Origin of the sequence: Thioalkalivibrio sp. AKL8, from assembly GCF_000380525.1 — a bacterium.
GTDB classification, from domain to species: Bacteria; Pseudomonadota; Gammaproteobacteria; order Ectothiorhodospirales; family Ectothiorhodospiraceae; genus Thioalkalivibrio; species Thioalkalivibrio versutus.
This window is the reverse complement of the sequence record NZ_AQYF01000007.1, coordinates 271,156-292,596: the sequence shown is the minus strand read 5'-3', so window position 1 is coordinate 292,596 and position 21,441 is coordinate 271,156. Positions and strand designations below refer to the sequence as shown.

18 protein-coding genes are annotated in these 21,441 nt (G+C 67.3%); 12 read left to right on the top strand and 6 right to left on the bottom strand.

The window, feature by feature from the left end; genetic code table 11:
• Positions 1 to 143 precede the first annotated feature (143 nt).
• The 5 genes from metH (at position 144) to G335_RS0107070 (ending at position 8,001) form a co-directional block, all read left to right on the top strand.
• Positions 144 to 3,935, top strand: coding sequence for a methionine synthase (gene metH / locus G335_RS0107090; RefSeq protein ID WP_018176302.1), 3,792 nt, complete (start codon positions 144 to 146; stop codon positions 3,933 to 3,935).
• A gap of 155 nt (positions 3,936 to 4,090) precedes the next feature.
• Entirely contained in the window at positions 4,091 to 4,483 is a 393-nt protein-coding gene (locus G335_RS0107085) for a PH domain-containing protein (RefSeq protein WP_018176301.1), read from the top strand.
• Complete coding sequence (locus G335_RS0107080; protein WP_018176300.1) at positions 4,480 to 4,803, top strand: hypothetical protein; 324 nt, start codon at positions 4,480 to 4,482, stop codon at positions 4,801 to 4,803. Before G335_RS0107085 ends, G335_RS0107080 begins: the two co-directional genes overlap by 4 nt.
• Positions 4,804 to 4,860: 57 nt before the next feature.
• A complete protein-coding gene (locus tag G335_RS0107075; RefSeq protein ID WP_018176299.1) occupies positions 4,861 to 6,414 on the top strand; it encodes a bifunctional GNAT family N-acetyltransferase/carbon-nitrogen hydrolase family protein in 1,554 nt (517 codons plus the stop codon).
• A gap of 213 nt (positions 6,415 to 6,627) precedes the next feature.
• Entirely contained in the window at positions 6,628 to 8,001 is a 1,374-nt protein-coding gene (locus tag G335_RS0107070; protein ID WP_018176298.1) for a response regulator, read from the top strand.
• 51 nt (positions 8,002 to 8,052) lie between these two features.
• Here G335_RS0107070 and G335_RS0107065 read toward each other — a convergent pair whose 3' ends face one another.
• Positions 8,053 to 8,847: a dienelactone hydrolase family protein gene (locus G335_RS0107065; RefSeq protein ID WP_018176297.1), complete on the bottom strand. Its 795-nt coding sequence runs from the start codon at positions 8,845 to 8,847 to the stop codon at positions 8,053 to 8,055.
• 194 nt (positions 8,848 to 9,041) lie between these two features.
• Between G335_RS0107065 and G335_RS0107060 the strand changes: the two genes are divergently transcribed.
• From G335_RS0107060 to G335_RS0107045, 4 genes are read left to right on the top strand one after another with little or no spacing between them, the layout of a single operon-like run.
• A complete protein-coding gene (locus G335_RS0107060; protein WP_018176296.1) occupies positions 9,042 to 9,938 on the top strand; it encodes an HDOD domain-containing protein in 897 nt (298 codons plus the stop codon).
• Between the two features lie 44 nt (positions 9,939 to 9,982).
• The gene (locus G335_RS0107055; protein WP_051080058.1) at positions 9,983 to 10,567 is read left to right on the top strand and encodes a Slp family lipoprotein; all 585 of its coding nucleotides are present in this window, start codon (positions 9,983 to 9,985) and stop codon (positions 10,565 to 10,567) included.
• A 2-nt stretch (positions 10,568 to 10,569) separates the two neighbouring features.
• A complete protein-coding gene (locus G335_RS0107050) occupies positions 10,570 to 11,061 on the top strand; it encodes a Slp family lipoprotein (protein WP_018144722.1) in 492 nt (163 codons plus the stop codon).
• Between the two features lie 59 nt (positions 11,062 to 11,120).
• Positions 11,121 to 12,119 (top strand): zinc-binding dehydrogenase, encoded by a 999-nt coding sequence (locus G335_RS0107045; RefSeq protein WP_018176293.1) that lies wholly within the window; start codon positions 11,121 to 11,123, stop codon positions 12,117 to 12,119.
• Positions 12,120 to 12,156: 37 nt separating this feature from the next.
• Here the strand turns inward: G335_RS0107045 and G335_RS0107040 are convergent, their stop codons facing one another.
• The 4 genes from G335_RS0107040 to G335_RS0107025 form a co-directional block, all read right to left on the bottom strand.
• Positions 12,157 to 13,371, bottom strand: a complete 1,215-nt coding sequence (locus G335_RS0107040) for a TraB/GumN family protein (protein ID WP_018176292.1) — start codon at positions 13,369 to 13,371, stop codon at positions 12,157 to 12,159.
• An 84-nt stretch (positions 13,372 to 13,455) separates the two neighbouring features.
• Entirely contained in the window at positions 13,456 to 14,577 is a 1,122-nt protein-coding gene (locus G335_RS0107035; RefSeq protein ID WP_018176291.1) for a tetratricopeptide repeat protein, read from the bottom strand.
• Positions 14,574 to 15,977: an adenylate/guanylate cyclase domain-containing protein gene (locus tag G335_RS0107030; protein WP_018176290.1), complete on the bottom strand. Its 1,404-nt coding sequence runs from the start codon at positions 15,975 to 15,977 to the stop codon at positions 14,574 to 14,576. The genes G335_RS0107035 and G335_RS0107030 overlap by 4 nt, the downstream gene beginning before the upstream one ends.
• Positions 15,974 to 16,804, bottom strand: coding sequence for an inositol monophosphatase family protein (locus G335_RS0107025; protein ID WP_018176289.1), 831 nt, complete (start codon positions 16,802 to 16,804; stop codon positions 15,974 to 15,976). The genes G335_RS0107030 and G335_RS0107025 overlap by 4 nt, the downstream gene beginning before the upstream one ends.
• A gap of 96 nt (positions 16,805 to 16,900) precedes the next feature.
• On the opposite strand from G335_RS0107025, the gene G335_RS0107020 reads away from it, so the two are divergent.
• Together G335_RS0107020 and G335_RS0107015 are read left to right on the top strand one after the other, a co-directional pair.
• Positions 16,901 to 17,257, top strand: a complete 357-nt coding sequence (locus G335_RS0107020) for a DUF3301 domain-containing protein (protein WP_026304780.1) — start codon at positions 16,901 to 16,903, stop codon at positions 17,255 to 17,257.
• On the top strand, positions 17,254 to 18,192 hold the full coding sequence (locus G335_RS0107015; RefSeq protein WP_018169200.1) for a hydrogen peroxide-inducible genes activator: 939 nt from the start codon (positions 17,254 to 17,256) through the stop codon (positions 18,190 to 18,192). Before G335_RS0107020 ends, G335_RS0107015 begins: the two co-directional genes overlap by 4 nt.
• A 74-nt stretch (positions 18,193 to 18,266) precedes the next feature.
• Here G335_RS0107015 and G335_RS0107010 read toward each other — a convergent pair whose 3' ends face one another.
• Positions 18,267 to 19,190, bottom strand: coding sequence for a GGDEF domain-containing protein (locus G335_RS0107010; RefSeq protein WP_018176287.1), 924 nt, complete (start codon positions 19,188 to 19,190; stop codon positions 18,267 to 18,269).
• Between the two features lie 265 nt (positions 19,191 to 19,455).
• Here G335_RS0107010 and G335_RS0107005 point away from each other — a divergent pair, with 265 nt between their 5' ends.
• Complete coding sequence (locus G335_RS0107005) at positions 19,456 to 21,369, top strand: ABC-F family ATP-binding cassette domain-containing protein (protein ID WP_018176286.1); 1,914 nt, start codon at positions 19,456 to 19,458, stop codon at positions 21,367 to 21,369.
• Positions 21,370 to 21,441: the final 72 nt, after the last annotated feature.

The window sequence follows — 21,441 nt, the reverse complement described above, 5'->3', positions numbered from 1 at the left end:
ACAGCTCTGCTCACGGGCGCAACCAGGCCGCATCCGGGGCTGCGACGCAATTTGAAAGAGCCTGCCACCAGGGTGGGCTCCACGCACGGGATGGAACCCCGGCGTGTACACTTATCCCATTCGAAACCAATGGTGTACGGCACATGACGGCAACACGAAACGATATCGAGAAAGCGCTGAAAGAGCGCATCCTGATCCTGGACGGCGGTATGGGTACCACCATCCAGCTGTACAAGCTGGAGGAGGCCGACTACCGCGGCGAGCGCTTCAAGGACTGGGAGTCCGACCTGAAGGGCAACAACGACCTGCTGTCGCTGACCCGCCCGGATATCATCGAGCAGATCCACAACGACTATCTCGAGGCCGGTGCCGACATCATCGAGGCCAACACCTTCAACGGTACCCGCATCGCGATGGCGGACTACCACATGGAGGACCTGGTCCCCGAGCTGAACCGCGAATCGGCGAAGCTCGCGCGCAAGGCGGCTGACGCCTGGACCGAGAAGACCCCGGACAAGCCGCGCTACGTCGCCGGCATCCTCGGCCCGACCAACCGCACCGCGTCGATCTCCCCGGATGTGAATGACCCGGGTGCGCGTAACGTGGACTTCGACACCCTGGTCGCGTCCTACAAGGAGGCCGCCGAGGCCCTGGTCGAGGGGGGCGTCGATCTGCTGCTGATCGAGACGGTGTTCGACACCCTGAACGCCAAGGCCGCGATCTTCGCGGTGAAGACGCTGGAAGACGAGCTCGGGAAGGACCTCCCGATCATGATCTCCGGCACGATCACTGACGCCTCCGGCCGTACCCTGTCCGGCCAGACCACCGAGGCCTTCTGGAACTCCGTGCGTCACGCCAATCCGGTCTCGATCGGCCTGAACTGCGCGCTGGGTGCCAAGGAAATGCGCCAGTACGTGGAAGAGCTTTCGCGCATCGCCGATACCTTTGTCTCCGCGCACCCGAACGCCGGCCTGCCGAACGAGTTCGGCGACTATGACGAGAGCCCGGAGCAGATGGCCGCGGATGTCGGCCCGTGGGCCGAACAGGGCCTGCTGAACATCATCGGCGGCTGCTGTGGCACGCTGCCGGAGCACATTCGCGCCATGCGCGAGGCGGTCGAGAAGCACGCGCCGCGCAAGCTGCCGGAGATCGCCCCGGCCTGCCGCCTGTCGGGTCTCGAGCCGTGCAACATCACCGACGACTCGCTGTTCGTGAACGTCGGCGAGCGCACCAACGTGACCGGGTCGCGCAAGTTCCTGCGCCTGATCCAGAACGAGGAATTCGACGTCGCGCTGGAAGTCGCGCTGAACCAGGTCGAGGGCGGCGCCCAGATCATCGACATCAACATGGACGAGGGCATGCTGGAGTCGCAGGAGGCAATGGTCCGCTTCCTGAATCTGCTGGCCGGCGAGCCCGATATCGCCCGCGTCCCGGTGATGATCGACTCCTCCAAGTTCGAGATCATCGAGGCCGGTCTGAAGTGCGTGCAGGGCAAGCCGGTGGTCAACTCGATCTCCATGAAGGAGGGCGAGGAAAACTTCATCAAGCAGGCCCAGCTGTGCCGCCGCTATGGCGCCGCGATCGTGGTCATGGCCTTCGACGAGGACGGCCAGGCGGATAACGAGCAGCGTCGCGTCGAGATCTGCACCCGGGCCTACAAGCTGCTGACCGAGAAGGTTGGCTTCCCGGCCGAGGACATTATCTTCGACCCGAACATCTTCGCGGTCGCGACCGGCATCGAAGAGCACAACAACTACGGCGTGGACTTCATCGAGGCCACTCGCCGTATCAAGAACGACCTGCCGCACGCGCTGATCTCCGGTGGCGTGTCCAACGTATCGTTCTCCTTCCGCGGCAACGAGCCGGTGCGCGAGGCGATCCACGCCGTCTTCCTGTATCACGCCATCAAGGCGGGCATGGACATGGGTATCGTCAACGCCGGCCAGCTGGCGGTCTACGACGATATCGACGCGAAGCTGAAGGAAGCGGTCGAGGACGTGGTCCTGAACCGCCGCGACGACGCCACTGACCGTTTGCTCGAACTGTCCGAGGAGTACAAGGGCCAGGGCGGCGGCAAGAAGGAAGAGAACCTCGAGTGGCGCGAATGGGAAGTCTCCAAGCGTCTCGAGCACTCCCTGGTCAAGGGTATCGACACCTACGTGGTCGACGACACCGAAGAGGCACGCCAGGCGTATGACCGCCCGATCCAGGTGATCGAAGGCCCCCTGATGGACGGCATGAACGTGGTCGGCGACCTGTTCGGCGAGGGCAAGATGTTCCTGCCGCAGGTGGTCAAGTCCGCCCGCGTGATGAAGAAGGCCGTGGCCCACCTGATCCCGTACATCGAGGCCGAGAAGACCGGCACCGAGAACAACGGCCGGATCCTGATGGCCACGGTGAAGGGCGACGTCCACGACATCGGCAAGAACATCGTGGGCGTGGTGCTGCAGTGCAACAACTTCGAGGTCATCGACATTGGCGTGATGCAGCCGGGGGCCTCGATCCTGAAGGCCGCCAAGGAACACAACGTCGACGTCATCGGCCTGTCCGGCCTGATTACCCCCTCGCTGGAGGAGATGGCCAACTTCGCCGCCGACCTCGAGCGTGAAGGCATGAAGACCCCGCTGATGATCGGCGGCGCGACGACCTCGCGCGCCCACACCGCGGTGAAGATCGAGCCGAACTATTCCGGTCCGGTGGTCTGGGTGAAGGACGCCTCGCGTGCCGTGGGCGTGGCCCAGAGCCTGATCAGCCCCGAGCTGCGCGAGAAATACGCCGCGGACATCCGCGAGGAGTACGAGAAGCTGCGCGTGCAGAACGCCGGGCGCAAGAAGAAGGTCCAGTGGGTCACGCTCGACAAGGCGCGCGCCAACAAGCCGAAGATCGACTGGTCCGACTACACGCCGCCGAAGCCGAACGCGCTGGAGACCGACAACCTCCCGGGGCAGCCGAAGGTGTTGCACCCGCATGGCGATGGCTCCGTGCTCCTGCGCTTCGACGACTACGATCTGAACGAGGTCGCCAAGTTCATCGACTGGACGCCGTTCTTCCACTCCTGGCAGCTGCATGCCGCCTACCCGCGCATCCTGGACGACGAGAAGGTCGGCGAAGAGGCGCGCAAGCTGTTCAAGGATGGCAAGGACATGCTGAAGCGGATGATCGACGAGAAGTGGGTCACCCTGCGCGGCGTGGTCGGCTTCTTCCCGGCGAACACCGTTGATGACGACGACATCGAGGTGTACACCGACGACAGCCGCTCCAAGGTGCTGAAGAAGCTGCACCATCTGCGCCAGCAGACCGAGAAGCGTCGCGGCCAGCCGAGCCACTCCCTGGCGGATTTCGTGATGCCCAAGGAAGCGGGTGGTCCGGACTACATCGGCGCCTTCGCGGTCAGCGCCGGCGGTGATGTCGACGCCAAGGCCAAGGAATACGAAAAGGCCAACGACGATTATCACGCCATCCTCGTGAAGAGCCTGGCGGACCGTCTGGCCGAGGCCTTTGCCGAGTGCATGCACTACCATGTGCGTCGCGAATACTGGGGCTATGTCCCCGACGAGTCGCTGGAGAACGAGGACCTGATCGAGGAGAAGTACCAGGGTATTCGCCCGGCGCCCGGCTACCCGGCCTGCCCGGAGCACACCGAGAAGGGGGCCCTGTGGGAGCTGCTGCAGCCGGAAGAGCACGCCGACATGACTCTCACCGAGAGCTTCGCCATGCTGCCGGTCTCGGCCGTCTCCGGCTGGTACTTCGCCCATCCGGAGTCGCGCTACTTCGGGCTCGGCAAGGTCAACCGCGACCAGGTCGAGGACTACGCCAAGCGCAAGGGCATGTCGTTCGAGGAGGCCGAGCGTTGGCTCGCGCCAAACCTCGGCTACGACGACAGCGACGAGGCCAAGGCGGAAGCCAAGGCCGAGCGCGACGCCCGGACCGCGTAACTTCGCGATCCTGCCCCGGGCGGGCCGGCTGACCGGCCCTTACCCGGCAAACTGCGAGCCCCGCCCCGTGCGGGGCTCGCTTTGTTTGGGACGGCGCGCCAAACTGGATGGGTCCGTGCTGTGCGGACGCGTCCGTCCCCAACCGGAGTCTGCGCATGTCTGCCCGTGAACCTGCGATCGACGCCCGACCGGCGATGTTCCGCAATCACCCGGTCGGTTTCATACTCAGCCTGGTGCTGATCCCGGCCTTCGGCCTCGGCTTGCTGATCCTGTTGTGGTGGTACTTCCAGACGCGCTCGGTACGGTTGCGCATCGATGCCGATCAGGTGCATCTGGAGCGGGGTCTGTTGTCGAAGTCGCATGTGGACCTCGATATCGGCCAGATCCGCACGGTGAAGGTGGACCAGAGTTTCTTCGACCGCATCTTCCGTGTCGGCCAGATCGCGGTGTACACCACCGGGGACAACCCGGAATTCCGGGTTAGCGGCATCCCGGACCCCAACCGGGTGCGCGAGTACGTTCGGGAGCGCCGCGAGGCCGTGGCATGAGCCGCTCGGACCGCCGCGACAGCCGCCTGGCGCTGCGTATTCTGCTCGGTACCTCGACGCTCGTGGCCCTGCTCGTCGCCCTGCTGGTGCTGGCGGCAGCGGTGTCCCTGCCGGGGCTGTCGGACTGGGTCGCGCTCACCTTCGATGATGGTATGGGCCTGCAGAACGCGGCCCTGGTCGCGGCCATCGTCTCGGTGCTGGTGTCGATCGTGTTCGCCCTGGCCGCCGGCGAGGGTCTGATCGGGGAATTGCAGTTCATGATCCCCGGTTTCTTCCTGTTCTTTGTGTTCTTCTGGTTGATGCTGGCCTGGATCTTTTGATCCACGCCCATTCCCCGTGCATCCTGCCCCTCTGTCTCAATCCCGGAGCCCCCAAGCGTGACCACTGACGCGGACAACGAGTCGAACCCCCAGCACCACCTGACCCTGCGTCCGACGCGGGTCGAGGACTACGAGGACATCCGCGAGATCATGGAGCGGGTCTATCACGACCTCGACGGTGCCTGGAGCGAGGCGCAGTTCCGGTCCCAGGTGATGCGCTTCCCCGAGGGCCAGATCTGCATCGAGGACAACGGCAAGGTGGTCGCCGCGGCCATCAGCCTGATCGTCGAATACAAGCGCTTCGGTGATCAGCACAATTACTGGCAGATCACCGGGAATGGCTTCCTGACCACCCACGACCCGGACGGCGACACGCTGTACGGCGTGGACATCTTCGTGCATCCGGACTATCGCGGGCTGCGCCTGGGCCGGCGCCTGTACGACGCGCGCAAGGAGCTGTGCGAGAAGCTGAACCTGCGGGCCATCGTCGCCGGTGGGCGCATCCCCGGCTACGAGCCGTACCGCGACGAGCTGACGCCGCAGCAGTACGTACGCAAGGTCAAGAACCACGAGATCATCGACCCGATCCTGACATTCCAGCTGGCGAACGACTTCCACGTCCGCAAGATCATCACCAACTACCTGCCGGACGACGAGAAGTCCGGGGCCTACGCGACCCTGATCGAGTGGCTGAACATCTACTACGAGGAGAAGGAAAAGCTGATCGGCGGCAGCCGCTCGGACGTGCGCATCGGCGTCGTCCAGTGGCAGATGCGCCCGACGGTGGACCTGGACTCCCTGTTCCAGCAGGTGGAGTATTTCGTCGATGCGGTTTCCGGCTATCGCTCGGACTGCGTGCTGTTCCCGGAATTCTTCAACGGCCCGTTGATGGGGGCCTTCAACCAGGACTACCCGGCCGAGGCCGTGCGCCGGCTGGCCGAGTACACCGAGGCGGTCCGCGAGGAGATGGTGCGCCTGGCGCTGGCCTACAATATCAACATCGTGGCCGGCTCGATGCCCGAGTACACGGACGATGTCCTGCGCAATGTCTCCTATCTGTGTCGTCGCGATGGCACCTGGGACCGCCAGTACAAGATCCACGTGACCCCGGACGAGGTCTCCTACTGGGGCCTGCAGGGCGGCGACGAGGTGCATGTCTTCGACACCGACTTCGGCAAGATCGGGATCCTGATCTGCTACGACGTGGAGTTCCCCGAACTGCCGCGAGTGATGGCGGACCACGGTCTGCAGATCCTGTTTGTGCCCTACTGGACCGACACCAAGAATGCCTATCTCCGGGTACGGCGTTGCGCCCAGGCCCGCGCGATCGAGAACGAGTGCTACGTGGTGATGTCCGGCTCGGTGGGCAACCTGCCCAAGGTCGAGAACATGGACATGCAATACTCCCAGGCGGCTGTGTTCACCCCGTCCGACTTTGCCTTCCCGCACGACGCGGTGGCCGCGGAGGCCACCCCGAACACCGAGATGACCCTGATCGTGGATCTCGACCTCGACAACCTGAAGGAGCTGCGCAATCACGGTTCGGTGCGCAACCTGCGTGATCGTCGGCGCGACCTCTATTCGGTCAAGTGGAAGTCGAAGCCCGTGTAGCAAACACGGAGCGGTGGTCGCGCATGACGCTCCGCGGGCCGATCGCCCGGAGCGAGAAAGTGTGAACCGGTTCCGGTTGCCCCGGCGACCCCACTGGCATCCAGACGCGGGGGCCCGTAGTCTTGCGGCTCTAGGGATGCTCGGCCACTGGGAATCCAGCGTGGTCGACGGCCGCGCCGCTTTCAGGCGGGCGGATGTCAGTCAGGGGGAAGCATGAGCGATCAGATACCGGACCCGAAACGCGCCGCGATCCTCGTGGTGGATGACTCCAAGGTCATCCGGGTTGCGTTGCAACGTATTCTGCAGGGTCAGAACACCGTCTACGAGGCGGCCGACGGCGAACAGGCCCTGGAGCTGCTGCAGCAGTATCCCGATATCGGGCTGGTGCTGACCGATCTCTCGATGCCGGGCATCGACGGCCAGGATCTCCTGCTGCGTATTCGTGATGGCGTCGATGACATCCCCACGGACCTCCCGGTGGTGATCGTGACCGGTCAGGAGAGCGACGAAGCGGCCAGCGACGAATGGCGTTCACTGGGGGCCAATGCCGTCCTGATGAAGCCGTTTGTTCCCACCCGCGTGCGCGAGGTCGTGGCCGAACTCCTGCCACCGCCGCCGGTCCCCGAGCCGCCCCCCTCCGGAGCGGCCCCCGACTCCGCCGAGAACCAGGCGCTGCGCGACGAGGTCGAGCGCCTGCGCCGCGAGTTGATGCTGCGACAGCAATCCTCCAATGAGCGCGAGGCGCAGAAAGAGCTGGAGCGTCTGCGCAACGCCCTGGGCGAGGCCCGCGACGAGTCCACGGCGGCATTCCAGCGCGCGGAAGAGCGGGATCGCGAGATCGAGACTCTGCAGGGTCGTCTGGAGGAGGCCGAGACGGCGCTGGCCGAGGCGCGGGCGCGGGACGACGAGGTCGCGGCAGCAGCCGAACAGGCCGCGGCCCGCGAGGAGGAGCTTGCGGCCTTGCGTGTGCGTGTGGAAGAACTCGAGGCTGAGGGCGCCCCGGAGTCGACCGAGCCCGACCGCGAGACCGAACAACTGCGTAGCCGGGTGCGCGAGCTCGAGAGCGAGAATGTCCGTCTGGACCACGAGCTCGTCGACCTGGAGCGCCAGCGCGAGGAGGAGCAGACGGAGCTGAAGGTGGCGCGGGGCGAGGCCGAACGCCTGCGCCGCGAGCGCAACCAGCAGTGCGAGCGCGCCGCGGCGGCCGAGAAGGCCCAGGCCGAGGCCGAGCAGCGCTGTACGGATAGCCAGGATTCGGCTTCGGATCTGGGTGACCGCCTGGTGGCCCGCGAGCAGGAGCTGGCGGAGGCCCAGCAGCGCAACCAGGACCTGCGTGGCCGCATCCGTGATCTGGAACATGCCCTGACCGGCCACAGCACCACCGCTGCGGCGGAGCCGGCGAGCGAGCCGAGTCGGGGCGAACCGGTCAAGGCGGAGCCGGAGGACAGCCTGCGAGCGTCCCTGTTCGATGCGCAACACGCGCGACCCGCGCGCCTGGGGCGTCGCCGCTGGTTCCGGCTGGCGTTTGTCGGGGTGCTGGCGGTGATCGTGGTCCTGGGGGTGGCGATCTACCTGCGCGGGATCTGAGGCGCCGCGTGAAAGGGGCGGGCACCTGGCAGTGCCCGCCGTTCACCGGGTTTAGTGCCGATCGCGGAGGACACCCAGCAGGTGGTTCCAGGAGTCGTGGTCGGCGCGGGCGTCATAGCCGACCGGCATGCCGAACTCCTCGGCAATGGCATCGGCCCCCGGATTGGTGAAGCTGTGCTTCACGCCGGAGAATTCCACCACGGTGTAGCGTACTTCGGCCTCCTGCATCTCCTTCTGGAAACCGGCGACCTGCTCCGGCGGGATCATCGGGTCTGCGGTACCGGTGAAGGACAGCAGTTCGGCCGACACCTTGCCGACCTCGGCCGGGTGCTCGGTTGCCAGGCCGCCGTGGAAGCTCGCCGCCACGTTCAGGTCCATCCCTGCGCGCGCGGCCTCGAGGGCCACGGTGCCGCCGAAGCAGTAGCCGACTGCGGAGGGCGCCGCATCCGCGCTGGCATCATGCGCGCGCAGCCAGTCGTAGGCGGCCTGGAAGCGGCCCAGCATCAGGTCGCGATTCTCGCGGATTTCTCCGGCGAACTCGCCGGCGGTAGACGGGTGATCGGCCAGCTTGCCGCTGCCGTACATATCCAGGGCGAAGGCGGTGTAGCCCTCGCGGGCCAGCTGCTCGGCACGGTCGCGGGCGTAGTCGTTGTGGCCCCACCATTCGTGAATGACCAGGACCGCCGGGTGTGGCCCGTCGCCTTCGGGATGGGCCAGATAGCCGGTCATCTCGTCGCCGTCATGGTCGTAGGCGATCTCTTCGGTCTGGATACCGGCCAGGGCCATGCCGGGGAGCAGGCCGGCGAGCAAAATGGCCAGCGGCGCAAATGCGGACTTGCTAAACATATGGGCACCTCCTTGGTGGTCGAAGCGTCGTGTTTTCGACCCGGGCCTCCGAGTATGGTTCGGGCCCGGCCGGGTTACAACGAAGGGGACAGCGGCTACAGTAGAGAGGTCGGGGCCACGTGCGCGAGGTGGCCTCGAAACAGGACGAGTGAGGCGCAGCGATCCCCGTTCCGCCTCGGCAAGAGGATCCACCCATGTCCGACCGATCCGCCAACGATTCCCTTGAGGCCCGCGTCCAGTCGGCTGACAAGCTTCTGGCCATGCCACAGGTGGTGTTCGAGGTTGCGCGCCTGCTGGAGGACGACGACGCCACGGCTGCCAGGATCGCCAGCAGCCTGGGACGCGATCCCGGCCTGGTGGCCCTGGTCCTGCGCATCGCCAACAGCCCTGCCTATGCCCCGGCGCGTCCGGTTGACTCGGTAGACCGCGCGATTGCCATGCTGGGTCGCGATGCCCTGCAGCGTCTGGTGGTGGCGAGCGCGATCACCCGCGCCACGGCCAGCATCCCCGATCAGGAACGCCTGCCGCTGGAGGTGTTCTGGCGCCATTCGGCCTACTGTGCGGTGATCGCGCGGCAACTGGCGATGCGCGTGTCGCCGCGCCAGGCCAGCGGGATCTTCCTGGCTGGCCTGCTGCATGATCTTGGCAAGCTGTTGTTGTTCTCGCAGTCGCCGGAATCGGCCCACCGGGCCTTCCTCTCCAGTCTGGATGTTGGCGACGGCCTGAGCCCGCAGGGCGCGGAGCGCGCGCAACTGGGCTTCGATCATGCGGAACTGGGTGGGGCCCTGGCCGCGCACTGGGGTCTGCCGGAACTCCTGGTCGACTGCCTCGCCGGTCACCATCAGCCGCTGCAGGCGCCGGAGCGCAATCGTACCTCCGTGATGCTGGTGCACCTGGCCAACACCGGTGCCCATCTCGCCGAGATCGATTCGCGCGACTGGGCGGATGCACCCCCGGTAGACCCGGCGGTGTGGGACGCCCTGCACCTGGCCCCCGAGGTCTTGCTCTCCGCAGTGGAGGAGGCCCAGCACGAGGTGCTGGCGGTGCAGGACCTTTGCGATCCGGCGCACGAGGGGGAGCCGCGGCCATGAGGGCGCGCCGTGAACTTGAGGGTGGCGCTCGAATCTCATCGACTATGCAGAGTCGAGCATTACCGCTTGTACGATTGCGCTCGCTGGTCCTGACGGGGCTGCTGCTCCTGGTGACGGGTTGTGCCGGGGTTCCGGCGGCCCTTTCCCCGTTGCCTGCTGCCGCCCCCGATCGCGATCAGGTGCTGGCGGATCCCGAGGCCGTGAAGGGTGAGACCGTGGTCTGGGGCGGAGTGATTGCGGACATCGAGAACACCTCGGGCGGTACCCGGCTGGAGGTGGTGGCCCGCGAACTTGATCGCCAGGGGCGACCACAGGAGGCGGATCGCTCACCCGGGCGCTTCCGCGTGGTCAGCAGCGGTTTCCTCGACCCGCAGATTTACAAGGAAGGCCGCGAGGTGACCGTGCGGGGTGTCATCCACGGGATCGAGGAGGGCCGCATCGGTGACTACGCCTATACCTTCGTTACGCTGCAGGCGGATGCGGTCTACCTGTGGTCGCGGCGCCCGCCACCGACGGAGCGCGGCTATCGCGATCCGTTCTACGACCCGTTTTATGACCCGTTCTATAGCCCCTGGGGCCCGCGTTACGGCCTCTATGGGCGCTATCACCCGCATCCCTGGTACTGGTGAGCATGACCCGATTCCTGCGTCCTTTTCTGGCATTGCTGCTGCCCGTGTTCCTGGCCGCCTGCGCGTCCGGCCCGCTGGAGGCCCCGGATGACCCGGCCGTGCAGGTCGAGCCGCGTGCAGTCACCGCCGATAGCCTGCCGCCCGACGAGCAGGTATGGGGCGGGGTCATCGCGCGCGTGGACAATCGCGCCGAGGCGACCTTCATCGAGGTGGTCGGGTACCCGCTCAGTCGTCAGGAGCCACAGACGCGGCAGTCCACCACCGGGCGTTTCCGCCTGCGTGTGGAGGGCTTCGCCGACCCGGTGGACTATCGTGCCGGGCGCCGGGTTACCGGTGTCGGCACGGTGACCGGGGTCGAGGACGGCCGGATCGGCGAGCTGGACTACGTCTTCCCGGTGCTGGAGGCCCACTCGGTGCACCTGTGGCCGGAGCCCGAGCCGGCACGATCTTCCGGTGGTGTGCGCTTTGGCATAGGCATCGGGATCGGCCTGTAGGCCGCACTCGGGGCGGCCGGCGCGCGTTTCCACGAATCCCCATGCAACGAGGAGTAGTCATGCGAGCAGTCGTGTTCGACCAACCCGGAGCCGCCGAGGCCCTGCGTCTGGACGAAATGGCGGAGCCGGCGCTCACGGCCCCCGATCAGGTCCGCATCCGGATGCTGGCGGCCGGTGTCAATCCGGTGGATACCAAGGTGCGCGCCGGGGGCATGATCGTCCCCGGTGCGCCGCGCAACACGCCGGGCTGCGATGGGGTAGGCATCATCGAGGAATGTGGCAGCGCCGTGCATCACGCGCGGCCGGGGCAGCGGGTTGCCTTCTGTTTTGGTGGGGTCGGGGCCGATCCGGGGACCTACGCCGAACAGGTCGTGGTGCCCGAGGCCGCGGTGGTCCCGGTGCCGGCGGCGGTATCCGATGCCCAGGCCGCCGCCCTGCCGCTTACCTGGCTGACCGCCTGGGAGGCCCTGTTCGAGCGGGCCGACCTGCAGCGCGGCCAGAGCGTGCTGGTCCACGCGGCGGCCGGCGGGGTCGGGCAGATGGCCGTACAGATCGCACGCGCCGCCGGCGGCCGGGTACTGGGGTTGGTGCGGCGCGACGAGGCGGGCACGATTGTCACCGCACTTGGGGGCGATGTCGTCGACCTGCGCAAGCCGGATGCCGCGGACGCGATCATGCAGTACACCGATGGGCGTGGCTTCGACATCGTGCTGGACACCGTTGGTGGCGAGGTCTTCCGCGAGGGACTGACGCAGGTGGCCTATGGCGGGGATCTGGTGACCCTTCTGGCCCCCCCGGAGGATACCGACTGGAACCCGGCGCGGCTGCGCAACCCGAGCATCAGCCTGGAGCTGATGCTGACCCCGATGCTGGAGAATGATCGCCGCCGTCTGAAGCACCAGGCCACCCTGGTGGCCGAGGGTCTGGCCCGGCTGGCCAGCGGTCGCTTGCAGGTCAACGTCGAGGATACCCTCCCGCTGGCCGAGGCCGCCGAGGCCCACCGGCGCATCGAAGCCGGCGGCCGCCGCGGCAAGCTCGTGCTGCGCATCCCCGAATAAGCGGGTCTTGCAACCACGAAGCGCGTGGGGGAGGAGATTAGCTGCCGAAGAGGTGGCTGAAGATGCGGGCGCCGCCGATGTAGGTGCCGGCGGCCGAGCCCAGGGTGGTCAGCAGGAACACGAGCAGTACCCGCGAGACGCGGTTGCGCCACCAGCCGCGCGGCGTGGTGGTGTCCTGACGCAGACTGGCGAAGTCGGAGACCCGCGGTTTGCGCAGGAACAGCTCGGCCGCGGCCGCCACAAAGCCGACCCCGATGGTGGGGTTCAGCGAGGTCAGCGGGGCTGCCAGGGCCGCGGTGAGTACGGTTAGCGGATGGGCCATGGCGATGATCGCGCCGAGGGCCGCCAGGCCGCCATTGATCAGCACCCAGTCGGTCACCATCTGCAGGCCGATATCCGGGTTGCGCGAGAAGCCGATGGCAAAGCCGGCAAGGATCACGCTGATCACCACCCACGGGACGACCTTGGGCCAGCGCGCCTTGGGCGGGGCCTGGTCCAGGGCGTCGAGGATCGCGTCCGGCGGGGTCAGGTGATCCTCGGCCTGTTCGGCAATCCCCGGCAGGTGCCCGGCCCCCACCACCGCGAGGATGCAGCGGGTCTCCGGGCTCGCCGCGAGGCGGCGCAGGTGGGCGGCCATGTAGTGGTCGCGTTCTTCGATCAGGGTGCGGTAGAGGTCCTCGGACTGCTCGGCGAACTCGCTGAAGGTGGACTCCAGCATGTCGCCTTCCTTCAGGCGCTCGATCTCGGATTCGTCGATCTTCTCGCGCGAGAGTACGGAGCTGAACAGTCCGCCGATCAGCCCCATGCGTTCCCACCAGCGCACTGCGCGGTAGGTGCGGCGCAGGGTCAGGCCGATATCCCGGTCGATCAGGGCCAGGGGGAGGCCATTGTCCAGGGCGCCGTCCATGGCCGCGCGCATCTCGGCGCCAGGTTCGATGCCGTACTGGTCGGCCAGGCGTTGCTGGTAGGCCCCGAGCGCCAGACTGGCGGCGATCATCGGGGCCTGGCCCTTGCGCATCACGCTGAACAGATCCATGCGCCCGACTGCGTCGGGGTCCAGCATCGCGCGCTGACGGCTTTCGCACAGCTCGACCGCCACGCTGTCAAAGGCCCCCGTGTCGATCAGGGCACGGACCTTGTCGGCGCTGGCGCGCGACACGTGCGCGGTGCCCAGCACCACGACTTCAGTGTCGCCCAGTTGCAGGACGCGGTGGGGTTCGTCGGCGATCAGTTCCTGGACGGCGGGATTCATGCGTGGCGGGCTCTTGCTCCGGTGGGCGGGCCGTATTCTACGGCGAATACGCGCGGCCCGCAGCGCCGGCCGCCGGATCGCGCGCTACGGGGCATCGGGCTCGGCCTGTGGGACGTCGTCGGGCGGGCTGTCTGCCTCCGCTTCGGGGAGCGGTTCCGGCACGCGAAGGCTCTCCAGGCGTTCGACCACGCGCAGCGCACGCTCGTGGGCCGAGAGGAGTCCGGCATGGTCGGGCGCCAGTTCGAGCCCCTCTTTCCAGTGTCTCAGGGCCTCTTCGATGTCACCGGCGGAGTAATGGCTGCGGCCCTCCTCCAGCAGCGTCTCGGCGCGCGCGTCTCGGCGCTCGCGCCATTCCTCGCACAGCGCGCGATGGGCTCGCTGGGCGGCCTGGTCCGGGCCGGAGGCGTCGGTGTCGGGGGTGATCTCGTTGCGACACCAGCGCGCCGCCGTGGCCAATTCGCCGGCCTCCAGGGCCTGACGCAGGCGTGCATTGATGGTGGAACGCGGGACCTCTTCCTCGATCTCGGGGGTTTCGGCCTGGCGCAGTTCCCGCTCCAGGCGCGCGATGCGTTCTGCGCGTTCGGAGTCGGAGGCCAGGCCCTGGGCCAGGTGCAGTAGCTCCAGGCGTTCCTCGCCATCGGTGTCGGCGGCGTAGCCATCCAGCGCCCGCGCCAGGGGCTCGCGACGATTGGCAAGGCGGTCGGGATCGTCCGGCAGTCGTTCGCTGTGGCGCACCAACGGACGCATCACCTCGAGCAGGCGCAGCCGCTGGACCAGGGCGCGCGCCTCGAGGATGTCGTGGCGTTGCTGCAGGGTCTGCAATCCAACCTGTCGCTGGCGCTCCAGTTGGCTGATGAATTCCCGACGTTCGTTGTCCGGCGGCAGTTGTGCCTCGGCCGTCTCGAGGATCTCCAGGGCCTGAGCGACCGCGCCTTCGGCCGAGGCGGCGCGCGCCTCGTGCATCGCCTCGGCCGCGGCGGTCGCGGCCTCGTCCTCGATGGCTGCCCGGCGCTCGGCCCATCGGGCTCGCGGTTCCGGGTCGTGCTCGTCGATCAGCTCGAGGGCATGCTGGTAGTTACCCGTCTCCAGTGCGCGTTCGATGCGCTGCTCGGGCGGGGCGAAGGGGTCCAGAGCGGCGCAGCCCTGGACCAGCAGAAGGGCCAGCAGGATACTCGCGAGCGGGAACAGGCCGCGGGCTGCAGTCATGTGCGATCCGTAGCGTTCAGTACCCGGGTGGTGGGCACGGCTTCGCTGACCCCGTGCAGCTCGTGGGTGCCCCAGTCTTCGGTGCGGAACTGTCCCTTCACCTGCTCGTGCTCCATGAATGCGGCAGTCGTGACCAGCCCGCCGGCGGGCGCGACCGTGACCAGGCGGGCCGCGAGGTTGACGGTGTCGCCGACTACGGTGAACTGCATGCGGTCTTCGGCCCCCATGTTGCCGGCCAGCATCTCGCCGGCATTCAGGCCGATACGGAACTCCACCCGGGTATCGCCGCGGCGTTCACGCTCGGCGTTGATCGAGGCGACGGTGTCCAGCAGGGCCAGGCCGGTCTGCACAGCGGTCAGGCGATGGTTTCCGGCATCCGCCGCGAGGCCGAAGACCGCCATGGTACAGTCGCCCATGTACTTGTCCACCGTGCCGCCGTGACGGGCAATGCATTCCGACATCGGCCCGAAGAATTCGTTGAGCATGCGGCCCAGGGCCTCCGGGCTGCAGCGCTCCGAAAGCGCGGTGTAGCCCTGGATGTCGGCAAACAGTACCGATCCCTCCAGCGCGCGACCGCCCAGCTCCACCCGGTCCAGATTCTCCAGGATGTCCTGGGCGATGGCGTCCGACACATAGCGGCGCAGGGCGGCCTCGACCTGGTCCTTGCGCAGCAGGTCGCGCGCCATATCGTTGAAGGCGTCGGTCAGCTGGGCGATCTCGTCCTGGCGCACCATCGGCAGCGTGTTGCCCTGGTCATCCATGGGGCGGGCGCGCGAACGCATGCTCTCGGCCAGGCGTTCCAGTGGGCGCACCAGGCGCTTGCTGATGTCGATTGCCAGGATCAGGCTCAGCAGAAACACCCCGACGGCCGTGGCGATCCCGGCGTTCAGGGTGTTGCGTATTAGCTCCTGCATTGGCGAGGTGTCGATGTAGGCCTCGATGTAGCCCACCTGTACGTCCTGAAAGCGCACGTTGCGTCGGTAGGGTTCCATCGTCGGTGCCAGCGGCCACACCCCGTCGGTGAGGGATTGCTCCGGGGGGGTCCCGGCGCGGGCAACCTGACCGCGGTCGATCGCGTAGGCGGCGATGGACTCGACGCGCCCCTCCTCCACCAGTGAGTTCAGCAGGGTTTCCAGGGTCAGGTAGTCCTCGGCCAGCATCAGTTCCGCCGAGGTCCGCGCGACCGGCGCCACGGTGCTCTCGGCCTGGGCGCGAATCTGGTTGTCCAGCACGTTGCTGACCTGGTTCAGGACCACAGCCGACAGGGTCACGATCCCGGCCAGTGTCAGCCCGGCGATCGCCGCGACGATCTTCCATGCGATCGGCAGGTAGCGTGGGGTGAAGTCGGCGCTGCCGACGCCCAGGCGTGCGCCACCGCCGGACTTGCGGCGGCGGATCACGAGGGGGTCTCCGGGGCGGCAAGCCAAGGGGCCAGCCACGCCCGCCAGTCGGCGAGCAGGGTGTCGGAGCGCGCCGCCACCGCGGAGCGCTTGGTCAGCGATCGTCCGAATACGGGCTCGCCCGCGAGGTTGCACATGGCACCGCCGGCGCGGGCGAGCATCAGCCCACCGGCCGCGCTGTCCCATGGGGCCTGGCCACCGTGCAGGTACAGATCGGCGCGGCCGGCGGCCAGCCAGGCCCACTCCAGGGCGCAGGCGCCGAGGTTGCGTTGCGAGCGAAACGGCGCGTTGCAGGCCAGTTCACCCGCCAGGGGGGCATCCAGGCGCTTGTAGTCCACCAGGGCGATGGCGCGGCCCAGCTCCGTGACGGGAGGGCGAGTGGTCGCCGGCGGGGTGACCCCGTTGAGCTCCAGCGCGCTGTCTTCGGTGGCAGTAAAGAGTTCTTCGCGTACCGGATCGTAGGTCGCGCCATGGGTGACCCGGTCACCCTCGATGCGGGCGATGGAGATGGCGAAGAAGGGCATGCCACCGGCGAAATTGGAGGTGCCGTCCAGCGGGTCCACCAGCCAGAAGGCGGGGGCGGTCTCCAGTACGCGTGCCTGTTCGCCGCGTGCCTGTTCCTCGCTCAGTACCGGCGTGTCCTGTCCGTATGCGCCCAGCAGGGTGCGTACACGCGCATCCACCGCGTGGTCGGCCTCGGTGATCACGCTGCCGTCCGCCTTGTAATCAACGGCGATATCGGCCTCGAAGCGGGGCAGCAGTTCTTGCTGCCCGATCTCGCGCAGGCCCTGCGCGAGATCGGAGAAGGGGATGGCAGTGGTAGTCATGCAGACCCGGAAACGCTGGTGGCAAGGTAAACGAACCGGAGACGGCCGGGCATGCCCGGAAAAACTCGGGTTCGTTTGCGCTTATCATACCGGTCCATGACAGGCTTGATCATAATCATCTCCATTGCCTTGATAGGGTTTTACGTTAATGACACCTGGCGTGCCAACGAACGTGCCCGTCGGGTGGGGCGGCAGGCCTGCGAGCGGGCAGGGGTGCAGTTGCTCGATGCCACCGTCGTGCGCACCGGTCAGCGGCTGGTCTGGGGCGACCGTGGCCTGGCCCTGCAACGCCGCTACCGCTTCGAGTTTTCCGCCGATGGGGCGGGGCGACATCCCGGCGAGATCTCGCTGGAAGGCCGACAGTTGAAGCGCGTGACCCTGGACTGGCCGGACGGCGGCCGCGAGTTTCAGGGGCTGGACAGCGATGACAACAGCGGAGGGACGCCCCGGTGACCCTGAGCGAGCTGCGGTATGTGGTAGCCGTCGCCGATGCCCGCCACTTTGGACGGGCGGCCGCGGCCAGCCATGTCAGTCAGCCATCGCTGTCGGTGGCGGTGCGCAAGTTCGAGGAAGAACTGGGCGTGACCCTGTTCGAGCGCGGCCGCGGCGAGGTCAACGTGACGCCGGCAGGTGAGCAGATTATCGCGCAGGCGCGGCGCGTGCTGGCCGAGGTCGAACAGCTGCGCTCGGTTGCCGTACAGAGTCAGGATCAACTCTCCGGCCCGCTGCGCCTGGGTGCGATCTACACCATCGGTCCGTACCTGCTGCCGGAGCTGATCCCCGCGCTGCACGAGCGCGCGCCGAACATGCCGCTGGTGATCGATGAGAACTACACCGGGCGGTTGCGCGAGCGGCTCAAGCAGGGTGAGCTCGACGCGATCCTCATTTCGTTGCCGTTCGAGGAGCCGGGCGTGGTCACGCTTCCCTTGTACGACGAACCGTTCATGGCCGTGCTGCCGGCGGCGCACCCGCTGAAGGACAAGGAACCCCTGCGCCTGGAAGACATGGCCGATGCGACCCTGCTGATGCTGGGCGCCGGACACTGTTTTCGCGACCAGGTGCTGGAGCGCTGCCCGGACTGTCAGCGTACGGTGACTGCGGATGGCAGTACGCCGCGCAATCTGGAGGGGTCGTCGCTGGAGACAATCCGCCACATGGTGGCCTCGGGGATGGGGGTAACGATCCTCCCGTGCACGGCGGTGGGGGCGGATCGTTATGCCCAGCGACTGCTGGCCGTGCGGCGGTTTCAGGATCCGGCGCCCAGCCGCCGTGTGGCCCTGGCATGGCGCACCAGCTTCCCGCGTCCGGAGGCCATCGAGGCGCTGCGGCGCGCGGTGCTCTCGACCCCGCTGACCTGCGTCGATTTTATCCAGCCCGGCGCGGGGTAGGCGGCTTCAAGGCAATGGCGCGGGGTAGGCGGCTTCAAGGCAATGCGGATTCGCGCGGGATGGGCTGCCGCGGCTCAGTTGCCGGCAAGGACGCGGTTGCGCCCGGCCTGCTTGGCCGCATACAGGGCCTCGTCCGCCGCCTGGTAGGCGGACTGCAGGGTGGCGCCGCGCCCGACGCCGGCCACACCAACGCTCGCGGTCACCTTGACCGCGCCGGCGCTCTCCAGCGCGGACTGGTCGGTGGCGGTGGCGCAGGCGCGCAGGGCGGCAATAGCCAGGCGGATGCGCTCGCCGCATTCCATGGCACGGCTGAGATCCGCGCCGGGCAGCACCGCCAGGAACTCCTCGCCGCCCATGCGCACACACAGGTCGGACTCGCGGGTGGTGCTGCGCAGGGTCTTCGCCACCAGGCGCAGGATGTCGTCGCCCACGCTGTGGCCGTATTCATCGTTGATCTGCTTGAAGTGATCGAGATCGATGGCCAGCACCGACATCGGGCGATCCTGGCGGCGGCAGTCGGCCAGCCACTGGGCGCCCTGTTTCTCGAAGGCGCGGCGGTTGCCGAGACCGGTCAGTTCATCGGTCTCCAGGCTTTCGTTCAGGCGCTGGAACCGCAGGGCGTTGGCCAGTGCCGGGGCGGCCAGCCCCAGCAAAGCCTCGATCAACTGCTGTTCGTCGTCGCTGAAGCGGCGTCCGCGCATCAGGATCAGCGAACCCATGGTCTCGTTGTTGAAGCTCATGCCGTACTCGATGCGATGGCGATCCTCGTCGCCGCCGGACCAGGTCTCGTCACTCTCCTGCAGGATGAAGAACCAGCCGCTGTGGTGGACCTGGGCGTGCAGGTGTTCCTGCAGGCGGGCGAGGACGGTCCCGAGCTCGAGACTGGAGGACAGGGCCTGCACGAAGGCAAGGGCATCAAAGGGCGTCCCGGCATCGCCAGTCGTCTTGCCCTTGGCGGATACCAGTCGCAGGTTGTGGGCGTTCCCGTCGCGGTTCATGGCCGTCTCGCTCGCATCGATCGTTGGGTCGAGAGTAAAGCCAGATCCATGCCACTTATCGTATATTTAGTTAAAACAGTGACTTGCATCACGGATAACGGAGGTCTTGACGGAAATTCGGCGATTTTTCGCCGCCCCCGGCAGGTCCTCACCGCCGCAGGCGGCAAGGTGCGGCAGGATTCTGACACCCTGCACCGGGGCGGCGTTTCCCGAGGATCGGCCGGCCTACATGAGCCGGGCGCGCGCTTGCCCTACACTGCGCCGCATGATTCGAATACAAGATATCGAGCTGCGTCGCGGCCGCCAGATCCTGCTGCAGCACGCCAGCCTCACCGTGCATGCGGGCTGGCGCGTCGGCCTGACCGGCGCCAACGGGTCCGGCAAGTCCAGCCTGCTGGCGGCGTTGCAGGGCGAATTGAGCCTGGATGCCGGCGAGATCGACCAGCCCGCGGAATGGGTGGTGGCGCACCTTCCGCAGGAGGTCCCGGGGAGCGAGCGCTCGGCCGTGGACTACGTGCTGGATGGGGATACCGAACTGCGCGACCTGCAGCAGCGCCTGGAGCAGGTGTCCGATGGCGCCGAGCAGGCCCGCCTGTTCGGCGCGCTGGAGGCGATTGACGGCTGGACGGCCGATGCCCGTGCGCGCCGACTGCTGGCAGGCCTCGGATTCGCTGCGGCGGATGCGGATCGGCCAATGAGCGATTTCTCCGGCGGCTGGCGCATGCGCCTGGGCCTGGCGCGCACGCTGATGACGCGCTCGGATCTCTTGTTGCTGGACGAGCCCACCAACCACCTGGATGTCGAGACCATCCTGTGGCTGGAGGACTGGCTGGCGCGTTATCCGGGGACGGTGATCGTGATTGCGCATGACCGGCGGTTTCTTGATTCGGTCTGCACCCATATCGCGCACATCGAGCGCGGTGGTATCGCGTTGTACGCCGGCAGCTACACCCACGCCGAGGCCAAGCGCGCCGAGGCCATGGCCCAGAGCGAGGCGTCGGCCGCAAAGGTGGCGGCCGAGCGCGCCCACCTGGAGGACTTTGTGCGCCGCTTCCGTGCCAAGGCGAGCAAGGCACGCCAGGCCCAGAGCCGACTGAAGCGTCTGGAGAAGCTCGACGAGGTTGCGGTGATCCGCGCGGCCCGGGCGATTCACCTGGAGATCCCGACCCCGGAGCGCCTGCCCGACCCCCTGCTGGCGCTGGATCATGCCGAGGTCCGATCCGGGGACCGCGTCCGCCTGCATCCGACGACTTTACGTCTGCGCCCCGAGGACCGGATCGGCGTGCTGGGCCCGAACGGTGCCGGGAAATCGACACTCTTGACGCTGCTGGCCGGCGAGCTGGCCCCGACCGCGGGCGAGCGCCGCGTGGAGCCCAACCTGAAGGTCGGCTATTTTGCCCAGCACCAGAGCGAGCAGCTGGACCTGAAGGCCTCGCCCCTGGTGCACCTGCAACGTCAGGACCCGCGCGCCGAGGAGCAGCGCCTGCGCAACTTTCTCGGTGGCATGGGTTTTCCCGGCGAGAAAGCGGACGCTCCGGTGGGTCAGTGTTCCGGCGGGGAGCGGGTGCGCCTGGTACTGGCGCTGCTGATCTGGCAGGCGCCCTCGTTACTGTTGCTGGATGAACCCACCAACCACCTGGATCTGGACATGCGCGAGGCGCTGGCCGAGGCGCTGGAGAACTATGCCGGTGGCCTGGTGGTGGTGGCGCATGACCGTGAACTGCTGGCTCGCGTCTGCGACCGTTTCTGGAAGGTGGAAGGCGGCCACCTGAGCGACTTTGACGGGGACCTGGATGACTACGCCCGCGAGCTGAAGGCCCGCGAGCGGGAAAGTGTCGCCGCGAAAGCCCCCGGAACGCCCGCCACGACGTCCCCGAGTGGTCCGGCACTGTCACAGAAGGAACGGCGGCAGCAGGCGGCGCAGGCGCGTGCCGCACTCAAGCCACTGAAAAAGAGTGCGGACCGAGCCGAGCAGGAATGTGTCCGTGTTCAGGAACGACTGGATGCGCTGGAGACCGAGCTGGCCGATCCGGCGCTGTACGCCGATGAGGCGGCGGATCGTCTGGCCCAATTGACCCGCGAACAGGGCGATTTGCGCAGTCGGCTGGAGACGGCGGAGGCCGAGTGGATGGAGGCGCTGGAGGCGCTGGAATCCGCCCAGGGTGAGACTGCGGAGTGAGGCCCTCTTCAAAGACCAACCCTTGAACTCGGGTATTGCGGGGTCTATACATAAGGGTGAATGCATTGGAGC